At 48.9% G+C, this 21459-nt stretch carries 16 protein-coding genes and 1 riboswitch; of the genes, 11 read left to right on the top strand and 5 right to left on the bottom strand.

Going from position 1 to position 21459, the window contains the following annotated elements; translation table 11 throughout:
- Positions 1–92: 92 nt before the first annotated feature.
- The gene (locus NG833_RS12745) at positions 93–419 is read right to left on the bottom strand and encodes a DUF4278 domain-containing protein (protein WP_254565664.1); all 327 of its coding nucleotides are present in this window, start codon (positions 417–419) and stop codon (positions 93–95) included.
- 38 nt (positions 420–457) lie between these two features.
- Positions 458–550, bottom strand: a riboswitch (Glutamine riboswitch).
- A gap of 393 nt (positions 551–943) precedes the next feature.
- Between NG833_RS12745 and NG833_RS12740 the strand changes: the two genes are divergently transcribed.
- Both NG833_RS12740 and nadA read left to right on the top strand, forming a co-directional pair.
- A complete protein-coding gene (locus NG833_RS12740; RefSeq protein ID WP_254565663.1) occupies positions 944–1711 on the top strand; it encodes a hypothetical protein in 768 nt (255 codons plus the stop codon).
- 154 nt (positions 1712–1865) lie between these two features.
- Entirely contained in the window at positions 1866–2840 is a 975-nt protein-coding gene (nadA, locus tag NG833_RS12735; RefSeq protein ID WP_254565662.1) for a quinolinate synthase NadA, read from the top strand.
- Between the two features lie 240 nt (positions 2841–3080).
- Here the strand turns inward: nadA and NG833_RS12730 are convergent, their stop codons facing one another.
- From NG833_RS12730 to NG833_RS12720, 3 genes are all read right to left on the bottom strand, one after another.
- Positions 3081–3560, bottom strand: a complete 480-nt coding sequence (locus NG833_RS12730; protein ID WP_375293909.1) for a TerB family tellurite resistance protein — start codon at positions 3558–3560, stop codon at positions 3081–3083.
- 267 nt (positions 3561–3827) lie between these two features.
- Positions 3828–5621: a M61 family metallopeptidase gene (locus NG833_RS12725; protein ID WP_254565660.1), complete on the bottom strand. Its 1794-nt coding sequence runs from the start codon at positions 5619–5621 to the stop codon at positions 3828–3830.
- A 172-nt stretch (positions 5622–5793) separates the two neighbouring features.
- Entirely contained in the window at positions 5794–6477 is a 684-nt protein-coding gene (locus NG833_RS12720; RefSeq protein ID WP_254565659.1) for a Crp/Fnr family transcriptional regulator, read from the bottom strand.
- Positions 6478–6661: 184 nt separating this feature from the next.
- Between NG833_RS12720 and NG833_RS12715 the strand changes: the two genes are divergently transcribed.
- From NG833_RS12715 to NG833_RS12705, 3 genes are all read left to right on the top strand, one after another.
- Positions 6662–6910 (top strand): hypothetical protein, encoded by a 249-nt coding sequence (locus tag NG833_RS12715; RefSeq protein WP_254565658.1) that lies wholly within the window; start codon positions 6662–6664, stop codon positions 6908–6910.
- Between the two features lie 736 nt (positions 6911–7646).
- Entirely contained in the window at positions 7647–8624 is a 978-nt protein-coding gene (locus tag NG833_RS12710; protein WP_254565657.1) for a manganese catalase family protein, read from the top strand.
- Between the two features lie 352 nt (positions 8625–8976).
- Entirely contained in the window at positions 8977–9885 is a 909-nt protein-coding gene (locus tag NG833_RS12705; RefSeq protein WP_254565656.1) for a DsbA family protein, read from the top strand.
- Here the strand turns inward: NG833_RS12705 and NG833_RS12700 are convergent.
- Positions 9882–11402 (bottom strand): metallophosphoesterase family protein, encoded by a 1521-nt coding sequence (locus tag NG833_RS12700; RefSeq protein ID WP_375293908.1) that lies wholly within the window; start codon positions 11400–11402, stop codon positions 9882–9884. The genes NG833_RS12705 and NG833_RS12700 overlap by 4 nt on opposite strands.
- 938 nt (positions 11403–12340) lie before the next feature.
- Here NG833_RS12700 and NG833_RS12695 point away from each other — a divergent pair.
- From NG833_RS12695 to NG833_RS12670, 6 genes are all read left to right on the top strand, one after another.
- Positions 12341–13567, top strand: a complete 1227-nt coding sequence (locus NG833_RS12695; RefSeq protein WP_254565654.1) for a glycosyltransferase family 4 protein — start codon at positions 12341–12343, stop codon at positions 13565–13567.
- Between the two features lie 148 nt (positions 13568–13715).
- On the top strand, positions 13716–14924 hold the full coding sequence (locus NG833_RS12690; protein ID WP_254565653.1) for a glycosyltransferase family 4 protein: 1209 nt from the start codon (positions 13716–13718) through the stop codon (positions 14922–14924).
- 587 nt (positions 14925–15511) lie between these two features.
- The gene (locus NG833_RS12685; protein ID WP_254565652.1) at positions 15512–17764 is read left to right on the top strand and encodes a polysaccharide biosynthesis tyrosine autokinase; all 2253 of its coding nucleotides are present in this window, start codon (positions 15512–15514) and stop codon (positions 17762–17764) included.
- On the top strand, positions 17751–19238 hold the full coding sequence (locus tag NG833_RS12680; RefSeq protein WP_254565651.1) for an O-antigen ligase: 1488 nt from the start codon (positions 17751–17753) through the stop codon (positions 19236–19238). The genes NG833_RS12685 and NG833_RS12680 overlap by 14 nt, the downstream gene beginning before the upstream one ends.
- Before the next feature lie 12 nt (positions 19239–19250).
- Positions 19251–20210 (top strand): glycosyltransferase, encoded by a 960-nt coding sequence (locus tag NG833_RS12675; protein WP_254565650.1) that lies wholly within the window; start codon positions 19251–19253, stop codon positions 20208–20210.
- A gap of 150 nt (positions 20211–20360) precedes the next feature.
- Positions 20361–21449 carry a hypothetical protein gene (locus NG833_RS12670; RefSeq protein WP_254565649.1) on the top strand — a complete coding sequence of 363 codons (1089 nt, stop codon included), beginning with the start codon at positions 20361–20363 and terminating at the stop codon, positions 21447–21449.
- Positions 21450–21459: the final 10 nt, after the last annotated feature.

Raw genomic sequence — 21459 nt, 5'->3', positions numbered from 1 at the left:
CCCCCCAGATGGGAGATATTGAGATTAATTAAGTTGTTGAGAATTGATACCCAGCCTTGAGCTAACCAGGCTGGGTCTCGAATCACGGTCCCTTAATGGGCAAGAACAGGAACGCTCTTGAGTTCAGCAGTCAAACGGCTCAACATTGACCGTTGGCGTTTGTCACCTTTGACTTGCCGATCCATCATCAGACGACGTGCTTGTTCCGGTGCCGAGGTTTTTGCGGACTGTGGTTCACCAGTGGTCAACGCAACTCCCCGATACTTCAGTTCCACGGTCGTTTGTTGGACCGGAGCTTTCTTTTGATTGCAGAATTTCCAATCTAACCCGCGATACTTACCAGCCAATTCACCTTCGCTGATGGTATCAACTTCTGCGGGAGTATAGTCGTAAGTGGTGCCACGATATGAAAGTTTCATGTTTTTCGCCTCCTAATAGAGTCTTGTTTGTAGGTTGAGGCGCGTTCCTTCGGGAGTGACTCCCTACTTCCGTCCCTTGCCAGCTTCATGCCGTTCAAAGCTGAACTGGCTTGTGGTGAGGGATGAACGATTTACTTTCTGTATTCATTGTTACCGTTTTAAAATCAAATGTCAAGGGTTTTTCAAGTTTTTTTTCAAAATTACTCCTTAAGGCATAGATGATTTGTCTCTCAAACCGGGCTTAAGCCCTTGCCTGAACTGCGATTGAGAGATTTTACAGCCTCGAACCTAGGAAAATTTCGGGGATTTAACTCCATATATAGGGAAAGCCAATGAATGACCCCGAGTCGATAGAGGATTCTATCTGGCCAAGATCCGGCCAAGCGGGAGACTCCGACCCCCGCGAAACCCTCCGGACTACAACGGGGTCATCACCCTTCATACCGGGCATTGGAGTGATCTGTTTCCTCCAAAAGACCCGCCAGTTCACCCTTGATCCAACTGAACAAAGGAGAAATCCGATCATGACCGATCGCAAGACAGCCCGTTATCTCTTGAGTGTCCTGATGGTGTTGACCCTGCCTGCATCCCCCACCATCGGGGCGATCGCACAGCCTGTGATTCAGGAACTAGAGTCCCATCAAACTGCATTTTTCTGGCGGCGACAGTCCGCACCCGATCGCCTCGAAGGAGTCTGGGAGATTCAGGAAGCCAGAACTCCCCGGGGACAAGCTTACACGGGTAGCCTGGATATTACAGCTATTGGAAATACTGACAACCTCTATCAAGTCTCTTGGGAAACCTCCGAAGGCAATTATTCCGGGTTGGGGTTCTATGAAGAGGGCCGGTTACTGGTGGGGGCCGGACTAGACGAGGAGATTTATGGTGTGGCCCTGTATCGCATCCAGGACGATGGCACCTTAGATGGCAAATGGACCCTCAGTACCGTCAATGGTGAAGTGGGGACCGAACGAGCCACCGGAGGGCGATCGGGAGAGTTAGCAGGTTCCTATCAAATTCAGAGTACAGACCCTGGAGAAGAGGATTCTGCCTTCGGTGGAGAATTAACCATTACCGAATCCCGCGATATCTATCAAGTCACCTGGAATGTAGAAGATCAAACCTATCGCGGGATCGGTTTGCGGGTGGATGATTGGCTAGTTGTCGGTTGGGGGACTAGCAGTAACCTCGCCGTCTTGGATTATGAATTTAAGGGCAACGAAGCCACGGCACGTTGGGCGAGAACCGGCAGTCGGGAACTGGGGATGGAAAAGATTTCCCTAGAAAATTAGGCGGCCCTCTCCCTCATGTAGGGGTTTGGTCTCCAAACCCTCTTCAGGCACTAACCTTGTCAGGATCGGGACCCCAGACTCGACTCTTTTTGGTAAAAAATACTATAATTAGGAATAACACCCTAAAGAACTGCAAGTTCACCCCCTGAAAATTGTGTTTACTGCTACTTTATCCCCGCCCAATTCTGCCCAAACCTCCGCGATTCCAGACGATTTATTTGCCGCCATTGAATCCCTGAAGCAGGAACTCAATGCCGTTATCCTCGCCCACTACTATCAAGAACCCGACATTCAGGATATTGCTGACTATATTGGCGATTCCCTCGAACTGGCCCGCAAAGCTGCCAATACGAACGCCGATGTCATCGTCTTTGCCGGAGTTCACTTCATGGCAGAAACGGCCAAAATCTTGAATCCCAATAAACTGGTCTTGCTTCCCGATTTGGATGCCGGTTGTTCCCTGGCTGATAGTTGTCCTCCCGATGCCTTTGGGGAATTTAAAGCCGCTCATCCGGATCATATTGTTATCTCTTACATTAACTGCTCTGCGGCCATTAAAGCCATGAGCGACATTATCTGCACCAGTTCTAATGCCGTTAAACTGGTGCGCCAAATTCCCGAAAATCAGCCGATTATTTTTGCCCCAGACCGCAATTTAGGTCGGTATGTGATGGAGCAAACGGGCCGGGATATGGTCTTATGGCAAGGCAGTTGTATGGTGCATGAAACCTTTTCTGAAAAGAAAATTGTTCAGCTTAAAATTCAACATCCCGAAGCGCAAATCATTGCTCATCCCGAGTGTGAACCCCCGGTGTTGCGCCATGCGAATTATGTCGGTTCAACCAGTGCATTGTTAAACTATGCTCAAAATAGTGCCAGCACAGTATTTATTGTTGCCACGGAACCGGGAATCATTCATCAAATGCAAAAACAAGCGCAAGATAAACAGTTTATTCCTGCGCCACCGATGAATAGTTGTGCTTGTAATGAATGCCCTCACATGAGGCTGAATACCTTAGAAAAGTTATATCTGGCGATGAAAAATCGCGCCCCGGAGATTACCTTACCGGAGGAAACGCGCATAGCAGCATTACGCCCGATTCAACGAATGCTAGAAATGAGCGCGTAATCCGGCAAAAACCCGCAGGCTCAAGCCTGGGGCTACACGAACGAAGCCCGCCTGCGCGGGCTAAAAGCGAAAACCGACTATTACCAACCGGATTGGGTATAAGAAGTTGATGGGATTGTTTGTAGTAACGACTTCAGTCGTTTCTTTATCCGCAAACGCCCTCTCAGTGAGCAGGGTACGGCATTGCCGTACCCTTTTCTATGCTGGATATCCCTCCATAGATGAGTATCTAAGCTGATATTATTGATTCAAAAAGGCTTGAAGTTGAGAGGCAAGTTTTTCGATAATTCCTTCCTCATTTTGTAAACTTTTTTCCGCTTCGGCTTCGACACGCCCAACGACATCCTGGGGCAAATTCAGGAGGGAAACGAGTTTTTGGTAGGCTTCAGCTTCTTCAGCATTAATATTAGGTTCATCGGGAGTCCTTGCACTGGAGGCGATGACTTCATAGCCGAGTTGCAGAACCAGTTCCCGTTCCGGTTGGGTGGCGAGTTTCGGGATTAATTCTTCCAGGGGGATGTTTTGCATCATGTAGTCCCGCAGTTCTTCTTTGAGTTTAGTTTGTTGTTCGGAACTGACGGAAAATAAGCGACTAAAGCGATCGAGCATGATATCGACTTCTTCTGCCGCGAGTTCACCATCCGCCCATGCCATTGCCGTTACAACTCGTAACAGGTTCATCTGACGGGGGGTGATGGAAGGTGGGGGTGGGGGTTGCATTACCATTGTTCTTTCCTCAAAACATGGGAACTTGTGGCAAAACCTTATCATGCGATCGCCGGGTTCGCCCTCTAACGTAAGATTATCTTAGGAAATGGGTTGCCCGAAGAGACGACTAAAGTCGTCACTACGAACAAAAACACAAGACTTGAGGCTATTGTTTGTAGTAACGACTTCAGTCGTTATCCCCCCGTTCGTAGTAACGACTTCAGTCGTTATCCCCCCGTTCGTAGTAACGACTTCAGTCGTTATCCCCTTTCCGCCCATTTACCCTTTAAGTTGCGTCACCGAACTCCCCAACCACCCTTTGAGATTATTCTGTTGAGTGGCGGTGGGATTCTGAATGGGGACGATATTGTAAGTGGTGGGACGGGGTAGGGCGAGAACCGTCTCAACAGTTCGTAATTGTTCTTGATGGAAAACCGTAATTTGGATTTTGGACCCGGTTTGATAGTCTTTCAGGCGATCGCCCAAATCTTCTGCCGTCACGCGCATTCCATCGATCGCCAGTAACTCGTCATCGGCATCGATTCCCGCCCGTTGTGCCGGTGAACCCATTTCCACAAATTTAATCACCGCTCTACCATTTTCTGTCTTAACTGTCAAGCCCAAAAACGGTGCCGCATCATTATTTTCAACGGGTTGCACTTTTAACCCAAAGGGTTGCAGATACTCCTCCAGGGGTAATTCCGCAGTCCCGTGGATGTAGTCGTTAAAGAAGTCGGTTAAATCTTCTTCCGCAACGGATTCGATAATTGCTTTGAGTTCCTCATCGGTAAAGCCAATTTCTTCAGGACCAAACCGTTGCCACATTTGCTGCATCACCTGATCCAGCGATCGCTCGTTGCCGGAGTTTGCCCGAATCCGCAAATCCAACAACAGAGAGACTAATTCTCCTTTCAAATAATAGGAAATTTGGGAATTATCGCTATTGGCATCCCGGCGATATAATTTAATCCAAGCATCCCAACTGGATTCACTCAAGGGTTGATACCGACGTCCGGGGAGGGTTTGCAAGCGGGTAATATCTTTACTCAGCCCTTGTAAAGCGACTTTCGCCTCATAAATCCCCGCCCACAGGGGCAGCAAGATATCATAATAACTGGTCGTTCCTTCACAAAACCATAGAGATGTGGTGTAGGTTTCCCCTTCATAGTTAAAGACTTCCAGGGGTTTGGGGCGAATGCGTTTGACATTCCACAAGTGAAAGAATTCGTGGGCGACTAATTGGATGAAACGGTTGTATTTTTCGGTATTTCTAAAGCCAAAGCGGGGATAGTTCAAAGAACAGCTATTTTTATGTTCCAATCCGCCATAGCCTTGGGAGGAGAGATGGAGGATAAACAGATAGCGATCGTAAGGTAACCCGCCGAATAGCCGACTTTCGGTTTCAATGATTTTTTCAATATCAGAAATCAGCCGTTCAGCTTGGATATTTCCTTGGCCCCAAATGGCTAATTCATGGGGTTTATGTTCGACTTCAAAATAGTAGGATTGGTGGGTGCCAATTTCAAAGGGGCTATCCACCAAGGTATCAAAATCCGGGGCGGTAAAGGTGTGGGGACGTCCCGATTTGGAGGGCAGTGAAGTGGTAACCCGCCATTCCGGTTTTGGAGGGATAATCTGGATGGAGAGGGGGCTTTTTTCAAACCCGGGGATATAAAAGAATAGGGCAGCCCCGTTAAAATAGCCATGAGTGCTATCTAGGTGATTGGTTCGGACCGAAAGTTCATTGGCATAGATGCGATAGCGAACAATAATTTCCGAGAGTTCTGGGGTTTCGATTTGCCAGTGATTTTTGCTGATTTTGCGCCAAGGTAGGGCAATTTCGTTGGCGTCTTCAGCGGAGAATTCCTGGAGATGTTTGGCATACTCCCGCACTAAATAGGAACCGGGAGTCCATACGGGCATTTTCAAATCCAGGACCGATGCTCGCCATCCCCGCACTTTTAACATCACGTCAAACAGATGAGATTCTGGCTCATACATCGCCACCTGATAGTAAACATCCGGTGCGATTCGAGGCATCGTACTCGGTGGAATTGTCGTTGCTTCAGTCATCGGTTATGTTTGTTAGGTTATCGGCTAATCTGGACTCGGTTAGGGGCAGTATGTTAGACTGTCGATTCGCCACGTTTGATTGGATGGCGGTGAGTGCTTCAGGCGCGATCGCCTAATCCCCTTCCCTGCGATTAGAATGCCCCTAACCTTGGATATTTTCGCTAAAAATCGCTCAAACGTGGCCCGCTAAGTGGGTCAACTGTTTGAGGTTGACCAAATAAAGAGATTCAGCAGCTTCATCAATTTTAATCCAGCCTTTGGCGTTCAATTTTTCCATAATTTTGCTGGTTTCTTCGACGCCAATATCGGTGACATCTGCTAAGTCTTTATAGGGAATATTGTAGATTTCTGTCCCTTTCTCGGTAGCCTGTCCATAGTTTTCGGCCAGAGAAACTAAGGTATTGGCCAGTTTAACCGCTGGGGGACGGTTGCGCAATTGAAAGCGCAAATTAGTCTGTCTGAGTCGTCGGACCATGAGTTGGAGCATCCGATGATGGAGTTGAGCGTCTTTAAACAGGGTTTGGATAAACCGCTGGGCGGAAACGCTCAGGAGTTGTACCGTTGAGAGGGCAATCACGTCGGTGGAACGGGGCGATTCATCGAGAATTGCCATTTCCCCAAAGAAGTCACCTCGACCGAGAATGGCGAGGGTTACTACATTGTCCCCATAGAGGCGTCGGACTTTGACCCATCCGGTGACGACAAAGTAAACGGCATTGCCCCAGGCATCTTCCATTAAGACTGCTCTGCCTGATGGATATTCGTGCTCAACCGCAACGGACAAAAGCCATTCCAGGGTTTCTGGATTGGCGGCACTAAATAGCGGGAAAAGCTCACTAAAGGCTTCGGTCTGCATGAAAGATATTTAAGATAGGGAATGAGGATAAGTAATAGCGCAGAGTCGAGAATTTGAGCTTGCTAAAACAGGCAACAGGAGACCTATTTTCCAGGGCTGACCCTTGAGGGCAAATCCCTTGGGGAATGCTGATTGGGGGTCGGCGTCTGAATCAAACACGCTTCTTTGTTGCTCCTGATTAACAATGACTACAAAAAAGACCCTCCGATGGGAGTGTCTGGCTCCTGGGAATGGATACTGTACCGATTGTACCTGCGATCATGACGATTTGGCAGCAATCCCGGTAAAGCGGGAAGGGCGATCGCCTCTGGTGTTTCCGGGGACTGAATCCGGTTGTTGCCCCAAGAGTCTGGTTGATTTGGACTCTGGGTTAAAAACCACAGGGAACTCAGGCCCAGTCAAATTCCTAGGGCTGTGGTTATTCTATGGCTGAGATTTATATTTTCTCATGTTTGGGGTGGCTTTGGAGGATGGAAACAGATTTGCGATCGCCCAAAAAGCCCGAGTCTAGGATCCACGGCTGACTAGGGTCCCGATCGCCGTCCTTTGGTGTTGAGGGTCCAAGGGCAGTCGTCTCCCCAGGACTGTCCCCTTCTTGGCGGTCCCTCTCCCGGAATTATTCAGTCCACTGTTTGCTCTGAGTTGACCCATCCAACCCATACCTCAGACTGGTTAATTCAAGGCCGCTATGTACCTCAATCTCCATTGAAGATCCCCAATCAAATTCAAGATTTTCACACCTAATTTCATCAAGGTTAGGGTAATCTATTCTTGACTTAATCTCATCCCTCCTTAGATATAATTTATGTTCACAACTCGTCATGTTTAAAGTAGTAACCCGAAATATTATGGGAAATTTTCTTTCTCTCCCGCACCTTGGGATACAGGAAAATGCCTAAGTCTTGAGTAAACAAGAAATTTATGTCCCTAATTGGCTAATGATGAGTTAAAGATTTTTTTTGATTCACTTGGATAAAATAGATAATTTATGACCCAGGTTCATCCCTGGGGTAGAAACTGAAGGATTCATCAGTCGCTAACCTGGTTATTTAGGTGAGGAGAATTGGCCCGAGAAATTAGCCCTAGCGTTGTGGTTTGATCCAATGAAAAGGTCAAATACAAAATTGCCCTCCCCCTAAAGAAGTAGAATTTTATCCCAAGGAAATCAAATGTTTTATCACGTCAAAGAATTACAATTTAATGCGCGGGTATCGAAACCCGATCCCCGCTTTGCCACCTTACTGCTAGAACAGTTTGGCGGTCCTAACGGAGAACTCGCCGCAGCGATGCAGTATTTTGTCCAGGCCTTTGCGGCGCGTCAGGCATACCCGGAAAAATACGATATGTTGATGGATATTGCCTCGGAAGAGTTTAGCCATCTGGAGATTGTCGGGGCCTTGGTGACCATGTTATTGGATGGCATCAATGGAGACCTGAAAAACGCTGCGGAAAACAGCGAAATCATGCAATTTATGGGTACAGACAAGAGCGGACGCGAGGACCTGATCCATCAACTGGCGATGACGGGACCGCAATTTTTAGCGGTATCTGGTGGGGGTCCAGCGGTCACCAATAGCCAGGGTGTGCCTTGGTCAGGAAGCTATGTGGATGCCAATGGGGATTTGACGGTTGATTTGCGATCGGATTTGGCGGCGGAATCTCGGGCGAAAATTGTCTATGAATATTTGATGCAATTTACCGATGATCCGGAAGTCAAAGACACCCTGCGCTTCTTAATGACGCGGGAAGTTTCTCACTACAAAATGTTCGCCGCAGCCTTGGAAACTATTGAGCCCAATTTCCCACCGGGAGTGCTACAAGCTGACCCGCGCTACAGTCATTTGTACTTTAATATGTCCAATGGAACCAGTGCTCGCGGACCTTGGAATGAAGGTCAAGGGTCTTGGCCCGATGGGGAAAATTGGGTGTATGTGGATGACCCCCTCGATTATGTGGTGAAGACGGAAGGGATGACCCGCAATCAGACGAGTGAAGGGACGAATCTGACGGAAGAACAGGCGTTCAAAAAGGAACAAGAACTGAGTATGAAGCGTTCTGCGGAGGTGAAATCAGGCACCCCGAAAGGACCAAACCAGTGGTCTTCCTACCCCCAAACGAATCTGAGTAGTCCGAAATCGCCTCGGTAAGGGCTCATACGGAATCCGGTTGTGAAAGGTCTGTAAAAACCCGCAGGCTTAAGCCTGGGGCTACACGAACAAAGCCTGCCTCCGCAGGCTACAACAGAAAACCGACTATTACCAACCGGATTTGGGATCAGTAGAAGAGATTAAGCGATCGCACCGATCGCGGTTGAATCTGATCCACCCCTGAAGGCTTAACCCCAAGCCATAAAAATTCCCCTTTCCCCTCAAGAAAGGGGAATTCTCATGGTTTCCGAACAAAATATCGGCTAACCTGCCGATCGCCTGTTTCAAAAATTATCACAATCCCGATCGCCCCTCTCAATTCAACCCCTATTTATAACAAAGGTCATTAATCATGCAAACTTATCCCCCAGTCGCCTCCTTGGAGAACTCACCGGATTCCCAAACCCTAGGCGAAAACTCAAATCCCGTCGCACCGATTGAAATCATCTACTATACCGACCCCCTCTGTTCCTGGAGTTGGGCGGTAGAACCCCAGTGGCGACGCTTGCGCTACGAATTTGGCGATCGCCTGGTCTATCGGTATTCAATGGGGGGACTCCTCCGAGATTGGCAACAATTTAGCGACCCCCTCAACCATATTTCCCGTCCCATACAGATGGGTCCAGTTTGGATCCAGGTCCGACATCTCACGGGAATGCCCAATGATGAGAAAATCTGGGTGAAAAACCCCCCTACTTCCTCCTATCCCGCCTGTATGGCCGTGAAAGCCGCCTCACAACAAGGCCCCGAGGTGGAGGAGTCCTATTTGCGGCGACTGCGCGAGGCGGTGATGTTGGAGGGCCGGAATATTGCTCAGAGGGAGGTTCTGCTGGAACTGGGGGCGGAATTGAACCCCGAACTCGGTTTTGATGGCAGTCGCTTTGAGAGGGATTTGGACCATCCCAATTCTGTGGAAGCATTTCGCCAGGACCTGAAAGAAATGCGCTATAGCGGGATCGCCCGGTTTCCTAGCATCATGCTGCGCCCGAGTTCGGGGCGATCGCTGCTGATGATGGGATATCGTCCCTATTCAGTCCTGCGAGATGCCATCACCCAAATTGCACCAGATCTCGAACCCCAGCGATCGGTCACCGATGCGATCGCTTATGCCACCCACTGGGAAACCATCACCGTTCCCGAGGTTGCCGTGGCCCTGAATCTGAACATCGAAGCAACAACCATCCTGCTGGATGAAGCAGTCAACCGGGGACAACTGGAAAAAGCTGGGTTCCTGTATCGCAAAACCGGGGGACCGGCTTAAATCATAAATGCTTCGCCCTGGCGATCGTGCCATTTGTGGTGAGTTCGTTCGGAAATTAGGGGTTGTATCCGCAACTTGGGGGGAGACCCCTCCAGGACCTCGACGCGCAAGAAGGAGTAGGGGCGCTGCTTATCCGAACCCCGACCCTTGCGCCCCAGAAACAATTTCGAGCGGGCCACCAGGCGCTCCTCTTCAGTTTCGGGGAACAACTCGGTTAAGTCGCCACCTTCTTCGCGCTGACGGCGCAAACTATATCCGCTACCGCCACAGACAATCCAATTAATATGGGAGTCGGCGTGTCCCGTATCTCCGGTTTGTAAATACTCCAGACAGTGCGCGTGACCCGTGAGTACCAGGTCCAGGAGGGGCCGTCCTTGGGTTTGGTCCCCCACCGCCTCCGCTACCTGATCTAAAACCCACCGGAGTTGACGGCGAATGGCGAGGGTCTGACCTTGGTCCCACTTCGTTTCCTCGGTTACATAGGGGGGATGGTGAAAATACACGATTCGTCCGCGCACTTCCTCGGTATTCCAAGAGTGAATTAATCGTTGTTTGAACCAATTGAGTTGTTCAATATCGGTTACGGTGTTTTCATCGGATTCTAGTTGTTTTTCAATATCGAGTTGCATTTCTTCGATTTGCTCTAACTTGGTTTCGAGTTCATCGAGTTGCTCCGCATGATTGGGATTATCGGGGTTGAGTGTTTGCGATCGCGCGGTGAGTTTGAGTTGTTGAGCTTCCAATTCATCGCGACGTTTTTCCAGCAAGCGCCGGTATTGACGTCCTTCTTTGGTGTCAGGAAGGGGGGGTGGTTCATTGAAGGTATTGGAGTCTAGGGCAAAAAAGTCGATGCCCCCATAGCGAAAGGTATAATAGCGATTCGGTAAGCGGGTAAATTCGCCCGGTTGATATCGTAAACAGCGTCCGGTGTCGGTTTGGGCGGTGTAATGGCGATCGAAATGAGTGCCGAGTTGGAAGTCGGGAATGTCCTTGAGGTAGTCTAGAAATGCTCGGGCGTAGGCTTTGCCTTGGTCAGAACCATGCCATCCCACATCGAGATTGAAGTGGCCTCGCAGCAGATGGCGCAGGGGTTGGGCCGCTTGGGCGATCGCCCCGTACAACAGAGGGAGGTCATAGTAATCATGGTTACCGAGGACGGGGAGAATCGGCAGTTTGAATACCATGTTGTTGTAGGCGATGCGATCGGGATGTTCTCCACCGACGATAAATTCCCGATAGGGTTCGATGAAGTTTTGGGAGTAATATTCGCTAGAACCCACCAGATAAATCACATCGCCGGTATGTACAATAAATCGACAATTGTCCTGGTTTCGGACCATCTGTTCAGCAATCTGGCGTTGGGGATTGTTTTTGATGTGGCGTCCGGATCCGCTATCCCCAATCACGAGAAAGGAAAACTCGCGATCGCCTGATTTGCCGTCATCCAGCTCGAAGCGAGTGCGATCGATCCCTTTAGAAAACAACAGGGGATGTTGCGATCGTAATCGAGTTTTCATTTTCTCGATTTTAACCGCCGTCGTTGGATCCGATATGAATTTCATAACTCCTTATTCCTGATGTTTTTATAATTCTTCTGCGGTTTCAATCGTAGTTCTTGGACCCCAAAAGCACATCTACCGAAATATAGAAGCAGGCATCCTCCTTAGCCTTTCAACCTGTGATAGAGCTAATACAGGGCAGGTTGGATTATCTTCTTTTTGTATCAGTCCGATATACTTGAGGGAGAAAATGAGGCTGCTCATCAACCGTGATAGCGTTGATCTGGCCCCCCTCTTCCTTGATGAGAATTTTATGCCGGTTTTTTCAGGAAGTTGAGAGCCGAAACCTTTGGGTGTTATAGTTTTCCCGGAAATATAACGACGGTAAGAGGCCCCGAGTGTTGTGACCCTCTTTACTTTCCCTTTACTTGCTGTTAAAGTTAGTGTAGATTTTTATCAAGGCTAACGCAGCCTATCGGGGATTAAGCAGGGAGGATGCATAATCCAAACGGGCATTGCTTCCTCCAGAAGAATGGGATAAGGGGCATAACTCCGGTGATGGCAAAATAGATGGGGGAAGAGGAACAGTGAATACGGTTTAATCCAAAAATAACTCTCCTGTGCTTCCACTAAGAGACAACGTGGATTATGGGTAATCCAGTTTAATAGTCGAACATATTTTCTATCTTCGCCTAGGGACCGAGGATAGATGGAGGAATCAGGGCTTCCTCCTGTTAAAGGGAATCTGTCATAAACACTTAGGGTGGTACATCTTGGGGTCATGATTGTCCAGAATTTTCTGGGAAGAGTGCCTCAAGGGATTGACCATTTAGGGATGATGCTTTTCAACCCCTAGATTGATCTAGGGAAACCGTGAAATATGGTCCTCGGGTAACTGAGGGCAATCATCCAATGAGTTACAGCATTGCCAAAAAGGAGGGAGTTGAGATTAAGGCATGAGTAAGCCAGTTTTGACAATTTTTTATCAATTTAATCCGTGGCAGAGCAGTATCGGTGGCATTCAGACTGTTATCCGTTCTTTTATTAAATATGCTCCTGATGAATTTGTGGTGAGGGTAGTAGGGACCGGATTGCCGGGATCTGCCTTGGGGATATGGGAATCGACGGAATATGCCGGAAGAGCGATTGAATTTATGCCGGTGATTGCAGTAGGCGAGGATAATGTCAGGAAGTTGATTCCGACGACAATTGCCTACGGAGCCTCCTTGCTCCGGCAGAATTTTGCCTCGGATTTTATGCATTTTCATAGAATAGAACCCACCTTAGCCAGCCTAAACTGGGCGGGGGATAAAACCCTGTTTATTCACAACGATATCCGCAAGCAAATGGATCGCAGTTTGGGGGGGAAAGCGATTCTGTGGCAGCGGTTTCCAGGAGTATATTTTGCGGTAGAAAAGTTACTAATTAGACAATTTGAGCAGGTGTATTCCTGTAATAGTGAGTCGGCGCAGCATTATCGGGAAGCCTATCCTGAATTAGCTGCAAGGGTGGCTTTTTTAAAGAATGGATTTGACCCGGAGAGTTTCTATCCAGAAAAGAGGGAAGAACGGGAACTCAAACGCCGGGAACTGGCTCAAGAACTCGGGTTAGCAGAAACGGTGCGATTCTTATTATTTGCCGGACGATTGCATCCTCAAAAAGACCCGGTATTAGGAATTCAGGCGATCGCCGCCTTAGCTGATCCCCAGGTGCATTTGCTAATTGCCGGAGCCGGAGAGTTAGAAGAACAGATGCGACGGGAGATCCAAGGGTTGAACTTGGGCGATCGCATCACCCTCCTCGGTGCCGTCAACTCGGACCGCTTGGCTCAACTGTATCGAGTAGCCAGTGCCTTTTTGCTCAGTAGTGTCTATGAAGGGTTACCCGTCACCGTTCTCGAAGCCCTTGCCTGCGGCACTCCGGTTGTGACAACCGACTGTGGTGAAACGCCTAAATTGCTCTCGGCAGAGAGTGGGATAGTCTGCAAAGAAAGAACAGCATCGGCGATCGCTGATGGCTTACGGCGAGTCCTGGCGAATCCGGACCTGTACTCTTCAGAAGCTTGTATGCGAACGGTGCAACCCTATAGTGCACCCAGTATAGTCCAGGAAGTTTATCGCCAAATGCTGCACCGTTGGCAGTCCCGCAACGCGATCGCAATCTCTTCCGCCTACTCCAGTTGATATCACCATCCACTCCAAATTGGCAATTGTCACCGGAATTTTAGGGGATTAGCATTGCATTTTATTTCAGTGCTAGAACTTCAGTGCAATTGCCGCCAAATTTTACAGTTTGCAACTCAATTGATTTACTCCTCAACAATTTAAACCCATGAAAATAGCTGTTGTTGGTGCAAAAGGTTTACCAGCCCTCCAAGGGGGCATTGAACGTTACTGTGAAGAAATGTATCCGGGCATGGTTGAGCAAGGTCATACCGTAGACTTGTTCGCTCGACAGAGCTATACCCAAAGTTCCAACTTTGGAACCTATCACTATCAGGGAGTGCGCGTGATCTCCTTACCTTCGATTCCCTTAAAAGGAGTGGATGCATTCTTTGCTTCTGGATTGGGGGCGATCGCCTCCATCCTGAACACTTATGATGTGGTGCATTTTCACGCCCTCGGCCCTGCCATCTTTTGCTGGCTCCCCAAACTGACCCGATCGGCAAAAGTTGTCGTCACCTGTCATGGACTGGATTGGCAGCGCAGTAAGTGGGGCAAACTTTCCAGTGAGATGATCTATCGAGGGGAAAGAGCCTCAGTACGTTTTGCGGACGAAATCGTAGTGGTTTCCAAAGAACTGCAATCTTACTTTTGGAATACCTACGGCATCGAGACCAGCTACATTCCCACTGCTCCGGCTACCTATCTTGAATCTGACCCCAGCTTACCCTATTTGACCTCCTTGGGATTAGAACCCCAGCGTTACATTTTGTTCTTAGGCCGGTTGGTTCCCGAAAAGCGTCCGGATCTGCTCCTCAAAACCTTTCTCAAACTGCAACCCCCGGGGTGGAAGCTCGTCTTGGCTGGGGGAGCCAGCGATACCCCTAGCTTCCGGGAGGAGTTAGTGCAGATCAGCCAGGGAAATCCCCAGATTACCTTTACCGGGGAAATTCACGGTCAGTCTGTCGCTGAGATTGTTCGCGGTGCCGGACTGTTCGTGCTCCCGTCCGATGTGGAAGGCTTGCCCCTGGTGATGCTAGAAGCCATGCGGGAACAAATTCCCGTCCTCGCGAGTAATATCCCCCCCCATCGGCAACTGATTGGAGAGGACCGGGGATTGATGTTTGAAGCGGGCAATCTGGAATCCTGTATCCAAGAGCTTAATCAGGCCATCTCTCAACCGGAGCAACTGGCAGCAATGGCTTCGCGGGCGCAAGAGTACGTTAAACAGAACCATAGCTGGGAGCGGATTGCCTTCGAGAATTTATCCTTGTATGCGAAGATTGGCCAGAAACTCAGAACAGTGGAGCAGTTAAACAAGGTGCCGGTAGCAAACGGTACAGAAAAACTGGCCCCTCCCCTGTCTACCCGTCGTTAAGAGGGAGTGGTTGCATCACATCCGGACTCACTCACAGAACTGGGACCCTGGGCCACCCTTGGGCAAGTTCATGGTGCACAGCCCGGGGATTGCCCCTACATAACCCGCAATGACTGAGATTGGAGGTCAGGCCGATAAAAATGGGGAATTTTTATCAGATGGGATTGGCCCACTGACTGAAAAACCCGAAAATGTGGGGTCAAATGCCCTAGGGAGTAAACCCCATCGGTAAACCCGGATTTTCAAGGGTTGAGTACCCCTAGGCTAGGAGGTTAGACTCATCATTTTATGAAATTTTAATAAAAAACTAACAGGACAAAACATCCAGATTATAATGAGGAAGATTCAGTCCCCAAATAAACCGGGGATATCTGGAGGTAAACTAAGGCTGGAACCGATGATTTTGCTAATCCTTTAAGTGATCGATCAAGGTCAGCTTGCCCAAATAAAGAAGGCAGATACCCCGGAGCAGATATTAGAGGTCAAAAGAGGGTTCAATGATTAGAGGGTGAGGTAAAACGGATAGAGTCAGAGACTGTACCGCTCGACAACGAGGCCAGGATAAATAATTATAATGACTCGATAGAATGACTGGAAATAATGACTCAGAAAATTTGGGTGTCATGGACAAAAGCCTTACAATGTTACTGTCAGTTTTGCGGCGACGGACTGTACCGGCCTTAGCAACCTTTGTATCGGCACTCGCTGTGGCGATCGCCTATTTAGTGGTGACCCCCCCGGTTTATGAAGTCAAAGGACGGCTGATTTTAGATGAAAAACAGGTAAGTGTCTCCGAACTAGGCCGTAACCTTTCCCAGCTTTCCAGTCATACTCCCGGAGGGTCAAGCCCCCTGGCCACTCAATCGGAATTGATTAAATCTCCAGGATGGCTCACGGCTGCCGTAGATCGGGTCAAATTAGAACAGAATCTGGGAAATGTCGAAGGGTTACCCCCTGTAAGTCTATTTAAGAAAGGCTTAAAAATCAAACTGATTCCAGCGACGAATATCCTGGAACTGAGTTATCAAGATGAGGACCCGGAAATCGCGATGAATCTGGTTAATAGTTTATTGGAGGTTACGGTTGAAAAAAGCCGGGAAGCGATTCAATTAGAGGCCAAAGCGATTCGAGACTTTTTAGAATCAGCGCTTCCAGAACAGCGGGCGATCGCAGAAGCGGCAGAGATTGCCTTAAACCAATATCGAGAAGAGAGTGGCTTAGTGGCAGTGGAGGCACAGACCAAAAGTCTGTTGGATACGATTGGGATCATTCAACAGCAAGAAAGTATGGCAGTTGCCCAACTGGAAGAAGCGCAAAAGCGCTTAGAAAGTATCCAGGAAATCGGCAGGTTTGAAAATATTCCAGAGGCTTATGCCCAAGGGAGAATCGGACAAGATGAAAGTCTGAAAAAGTTACGCGATCGCCTCAGTGAAATTGAGGCGGAACTGATTCAAGCAAGGGCTCGATTTACAGAGCAACATCCAGCAGTGCAATTGCTCCGTCAAGAACAGGTCAAAGTGCGATCGCAGTACGAAACTCAGAAAGCAAGGATTCCCAATGCTCAAAGCAGCCCGGGAGCAGTCGCCACCGAATCCAACGACCCCCTCAGCCAAGAGATGACCGGGATATTAATCCGGGCTGAAACGGAACGCGGGGGACTGGAACAGAGACTCCAGGGGTTGCGATCGCAGCGGATCGCCCTGCAAATGGAACTGGATCGCCTTCCGATCAAGGAACAACAACTTTCGGCCCTGATGCGAGAGCGAGACGAGGCGATCGAATCTTTAAAATTTTTACAAAACAAGCTGGCAGAAGCGCGGCTGGCAGAAGCGCAACTGGTGAGCAACCTGCGGATCATGCAAGAAGGAACGATCCCACTGTTGCCTAGTGGTCCCCAAAAGAAAGTTATTTTAGTCCTGGCGATCGCCGCTGGAACCATCCTGGGAATCTCCGTCATGCTGGTGCTAGAACTGATTGACCCCCGGGTGAACGAAAGCTGGGAAGTCGAAGGACTGCTGAATCTCCCCCTGTTGGGCATTCTGCCAGACATCTCACCGGAGGCGATCGCCCTGACGAACCCGGACCACTTTTTAGACAACACCAAGTTAGTAGAACCCTACCGCCTCCTCCTAAAAACCCTAGAGTTTCGGACCCAAAATAACCTGCGCCCGATTGTCGTCAGCAGCACCGTTGCTGGGGAAGGAAAATCTGTGGTAGCCTCCCACTTAGGCGCAGTTTCAGCCATGCTGTCTCGGCGAACTTTAATTATCGATGCGGACCTCCATCAACCGAGTCAGCACCAACTTTGTGGGGTGGCTGCCGAACCGGGACTCACCGATGCAATTACCCATGCCATCAGCCTAGTAGAAATCGTCCAACCCACCGCCATTGAAAATCTGTGGGTCCTGAGTTGTGGGCTTCAAAAAGCGCGTCCGGCAGGGTTTCTAGAATCTCCGGGGATGCAAGCCTTATTGCTCGAAGCCGCCTCCCTGTATGACGTGGTAATTGTAGATACACCGCCTTTGGTTGACTGCGCTGATGCCCATGCTTTGAGTCAACATAGTCAGGGATTGGTGGCGATCGTGCGACCGCAATTTACCCAAAAATCACTCTTAGTCAAATCCATCGCCTATTTACAAAACAATGGTATCCCCCTGTTGGGATTTGCCATCGATCAGATGAGTGCGAAAACCGAAAAATCTTATCAGAAGGCGGTTGCCCAATCCGTAGGCTCCACTTACCCGTTAAAAAATCAGGCCAAGAAGGCACTCCATCTCACTTCCTGGAAACCACAGACCCCCCCAATTGTCGCCAAAGGTTTAAACAATGGCAAGTCCTAAACCGCCCTCAATGGGTTGCTATCTAACGGGTTTCGGAACCCTGGCTGGGGTAGTCCTCGGCGCAATGGGGACGGCGATCGGAATCATTCAACCGATTTTACTGGCGTTACCCTTTGTGGCTGCCGGTGGGGTATATTTCTTTTTTACCTATTTCGAGGTATCCATTCTCGGTTTATTGATTGTGCGAACCTCCCTGGATGTATTTTCCGCACAACAAATGCCTGCACTCTGGGCATTGGGCATGATTGCCCTGACGTTACTCTATGTTCTGGTCCGGCTGCTGATTCACAAACCGTTACAGGTGGATGGGTTTTGGTGGTTTCTTCTGGCATGGTTGCTGATCCAAGGGCTGTGGGTCATCCTCCTCCCCTTGGGCGGTTTGGGATTCGATGGCTCATTTTTATCCTCGGCGATTCGGGAATGGGTGCGGATTTTTTCCTGGCTGATGATCTACTTGTTAGTGATGCAGCTTAAGGGCCGGGTGACTCCCCAACAGGCGATCGCTTGTCTGTTTTTGGGCTTAGTGATGCCTGCTTTTGTGGCTATATTACAACTGGCTCTACCCCCTTCCGTCCTGCCTCCGATGCTGGTCTATGGAGCCGGTAATACCGAGGGCCTGCCCTTTGAAGCCGGTTCTCGGATTAATGGAACCCTAGGTCATCCCAATACCTTTACCACCTTCCTGGTGCTATTCCTAGGATTAACCTATTGGAAACAGCAGGAGTCTAAACCGAGATGGCCCTGGGCGATCGCCCTCGCGGTGATTGCATTTTTGTTCGTGAATACCAAGTCTCTATTCGGCTTAATGATGCTGGCGACTTTAATTTTAGCCTTGATTGCCCCAAAATTGAGTCTGCCCAGTTTGCTCGGTGGAATCGTGGGATTTGGACTGATTATTGCTTTATTTGGGAGTACCGAATTTGGACAGGAACGCCTAGGTTCCCTGGGAGCAACCCCCCTCGGAAATCCAGACATGGAGCTTTGGCGAGCAATTCTCCTCGCCCAAGGAGATGGCAATAGCTTCAATTGGCGTTTAGCCCAATGGACTTATTTAATTAAGCAATGGCAGGATTATCCTTTATTAGGATTTGGACTGGGGACGAACAAATATGTTAGTGCTAATGGTCTTGAACCTCATAATGATTATGTTCGCGCTCTTGTAGAAGGCGGAGTGCTGGGGTTTATCTTGTTTTTGTTATTGTTACTGATCACAATCGCCCGCCTGATTTGGCTGATTCGAGCTGCTCCTGCCGGGAGTGCTCAGCGCAATTTTTGCTTCACGTTGTTAGCCATTTGGCTCTCGATTCCGGTGGGAATGATCACCGAGAATATCTGGACTCATACCACCTTATTTTTATATTGGTGGGCTATGGTTGCCATTGCCGGTTGGGATTGGGACGAGAGGCGATCGCCAACTTCCTTAGTTGCCTGTTCAACTCTTCCCCCCAACCCTCATCCCCTTTCTTTTTCCTAGGAAACCATTCTCATGCCTAAAGTATCCGTGATTATTCCCGCCTATAATGCCATGACCTATCTGCCGGAAACTCTCAAGAGTTTGCTGGATCAGACCTATTCCGATTTTGAGGCGATTATCATTAATGATGGCAGTACCGATCGCACGGAAGCATGGGTCTCTCAACAAACTGACCCTCGGATTAAACTGATTTCTCAACTTAATAAAGGCTTGTCCGGAGCTAGAAATACCGGAATTGCAGCCGCAACGGGAGACTATTTAGCCTTTTTAGATGCGGATGATTTATGGCATCCGACTAAACTCGAAAAACAAGTAGAATGCCTTGACAACCATCCAGAGATTGGATTGGTTTATACCTGGGTAGCCCTCATCAATGAACATGGCATCCCTACGGGCAGACTATTTAAAAATTCCCAGGAAGGCCATGTTTGGGAGCATCTCATCCTGCAAAATATTGTCGAGAGTGGCAGTGTGGCAATGGTGCGTCGCCAGTGTTTTGAAACCTGTGGCGTATTCGATATTAATTTACGCTCCTTCGTAGAAGATTGGGATATGTGGTTGCGAATTGCCTTACACTATCCCTTTAAAGCCATATCCGAACCCCTAGTTTATTACCGGCAACATTCCCAGAGTGCTTCCCGAAATTGGGCCGCAATGGAACAAAGTTATGGCCTGGTGATTGAAAAAGCCTTTGCTGCGGCCCCTAGCCATTACCAATATCTTAAGGGAGCCAGCTATGCCCGAGCCTATCTTTGTTTGGCCTGGAAACCCTTACAAAGCGTCCAAAAAGATTACAAAAAATCCCAGGAATTTGCCACTCAAGCGGTTACCCAAGACCCTCAAGTACGTTGGCAGCGCGAGTATCTGCGTCTGCGGATTGCGATCGCCTTAATGGCCGGACTAGGACCGGAAAACTACAGCAAATTTTTGCGCTTCTTTCATACCCTGCGTCGTCGCGTAAAACTGCCATAAAACCAACAAAAAATCAATACCTTGTGATGTTCTATCCTACCCTCATTCTATTCTTAAAATTTTAAAAATGTTTATATATAATTCACGGCGATACGGGTATTTTTGAAAGAATATTAACCTTGATTAATTAAGAGATTTGAAAAAGTGGCGATGAAGCACAAAAGTCAAATTAGTTATTTTGTAATGATGCTGCTGGTGGCAAGTGTGCTCAGTGGAACTCTCCTCTCAGCAGAGAGCAACAGTTGCGGTCCCGGTAGCCCGCGAAATAAACATCAATGGCCCTTTTCCTGCCATAGCATTTGGAATCGGCCCATTGGGTCCAAAGCTGCATATATTCCAGCAGAAATCGGTCCATCACCCTGGGTTTCCGCAGAAGTGAACTACTTCATCATCACCACCGATAACGACCCCGTTGTTCCCTGGTATTTTCCCCTCAATTGGGGACCGGGACGTTGTGAACTCGGAGGGAAATTACTCGGAGAAATTCACGTTCCGCATAATTTAATTCTATCCGACGCAACCCCAACCAAAACCCCCAATAATGCGGCGGCCTTTTTAGCCCCCGATGGCCGAACCTTGATTCAAATGAATCCTCTGACTCGATGCGAACCCGGGGGCCCGGTATTTGGACATCCAACCCCGGGCCCAGAGGATATTTATGGGCCGGGAATCACCGGAGGACAAGGGGGTTCGGGATTATCGAGCATTGGCGGGACGATTCGCCTGGGGGAACTTCTACCGGAAGCGCCTCCCATTCGTCATGCCTTAAAGCTGTTAATTTACGCCCATAAGTATCTTTATCATAATCCCCCGGGCTATCGATGGCCTGCGATTCGGGCCGATGCTTATGCGTTTAATCCCGATAGCCGTTCCCGCTATGGGGGGTCAAATCCCAATTTAGTCATGGGTGCGTTGCTTGCCATTCCCCCAGATGTTACCGCAGAAACTCTTGGATTAAAAACGATTCCGGGGAAAAAATTATTCGAGGTTCTTCAAGATTATGGAGGTTATATTGTAGATGATACCGCGATTGATACTCATAATATCGCCATTGAAAACGGGGTGGAAGAAGAATTTTTGGCCACTTATGGATATACATTTGGTGGCACGTCCGGGGATTTTTTTGACGATGTAAATCAGTTATTTCAAGCCCTGGCGATCGTTCAAAATAATTCCGAAAGTCGGAAGGGAGGGGGAGGAACCCCGCGTCGTCCGTTAGCCCCTCCTTTGGAATATTAGGCGGGGGCTA

The sequence above is a fragment of the Oscillatoria sp. HE19RPO genome (genome assembly GCF_024220515.1).
Classification (GTDB): Bacteria; Cyanobacteriota; Cyanobacteriia; order Cyanobacteriales; family Laspinemataceae; genus Laspinema.
This window is presented reverse-complemented; position numbering and strand designations above follow the sequence as displayed.

Excerpts from the sequence above, each read along its gene's own strand:
- NG833_RS12705 (WP_254565656.1), top strand. The coding sequence starts at position 8,977 with ATGCAAACTTATCCCCCAGTCGCCTCCTTGGAGAACTCACCGGATTCC.
- NG833_RS12695 (WP_254565654.1), top strand. The coding sequence starts at position 12,341 with ATGAGTAAGCCAGTTTTGACAATTTTTTATCAATTTAATCCGTGGCAG.
- NG833_RS12675 (WP_254565650.1), top strand. The coding sequence starts at position 19,251 with ATGCCTAAAGTATCCGTGATTATTCCCGCCTATAATGCCATGACCTAT.
- NG833_RS12720 (WP_254565659.1), bottom strand. The coding sequence starts at position 6,477 with ATGCAGACCGAAGCCTTTAGTGAGCTTTTCCCGCTATTTAGTGCCGCC.
- NG833_RS12670 (WP_254565649.1), top strand. The coding sequence starts at position 20,361 with ATGAAGCACAAAAGTCAAATTAGTTATTTTGTAATGATGCTGCTGGTG.
- NG833_RS12700 (WP_375293908.1), bottom strand. The coding sequence starts at position 11,402 with ATGAAAACTCGATTACGATCGCAACATCCCCTGTTGTTTTCTAAAGGG.
- NG833_RS12710 (WP_254565657.1), top strand. The coding sequence starts at position 7,647 with ATGTTTTATCACGTCAAAGAATTACAATTTAATGCGCGGGTATCGAAA.
- NG833_RS12740 (WP_254565663.1), top strand. The coding sequence starts at position 944 with ATGACCGATCGCAAGACAGCCCGTTATCTCTTGAGTGTCCTGATGGTG.
- NG833_RS12725 (WP_254565660.1), bottom strand. The coding sequence starts at position 5,621 with ATGACTGAAGCAACGACAATTCCACCGAGTACGATGCCTCGAATCGCA.
- NG833_RS12680 (WP_254565651.1), top strand. The coding sequence starts at position 17,751 with ATGGCAAGTCCTAAACCGCCCTCAATGGGTTGCTATCTAACGGGTTTC.
- NG833_RS12690 (WP_254565653.1), top strand. The coding sequence starts at position 13,716 with ATGAAAATAGCTGTTGTTGGTGCAAAAGGTTTACCAGCCCTCCAAGGG.
- NG833_RS12685 (WP_254565652.1), top strand. The coding sequence starts at position 15,512 with ATGACTGGAAATAATGACTCAGAAAATTTGGGTGTCATGGACAAAAGC.
- NG833_RS12715 (WP_254565658.1), top strand. The coding sequence starts at position 6,662 with ATGACTACAAAAAAGACCCTCCGATGGGAGTGTCTGGCTCCTGGGAAT.
- NG833_RS12745 (WP_254565664.1), bottom strand. The coding sequence starts at position 419 with ATGAAACTTTCATATCGTGGCACCACTTACGACTATACTCCCGCAGAA.
- NG833_RS12730 (WP_375293909.1), bottom strand. The coding sequence starts at position 3,560 with ATGCAACCCCCACCCCCACCTTCCATCACCCCCCGTCAGATGAACCTG.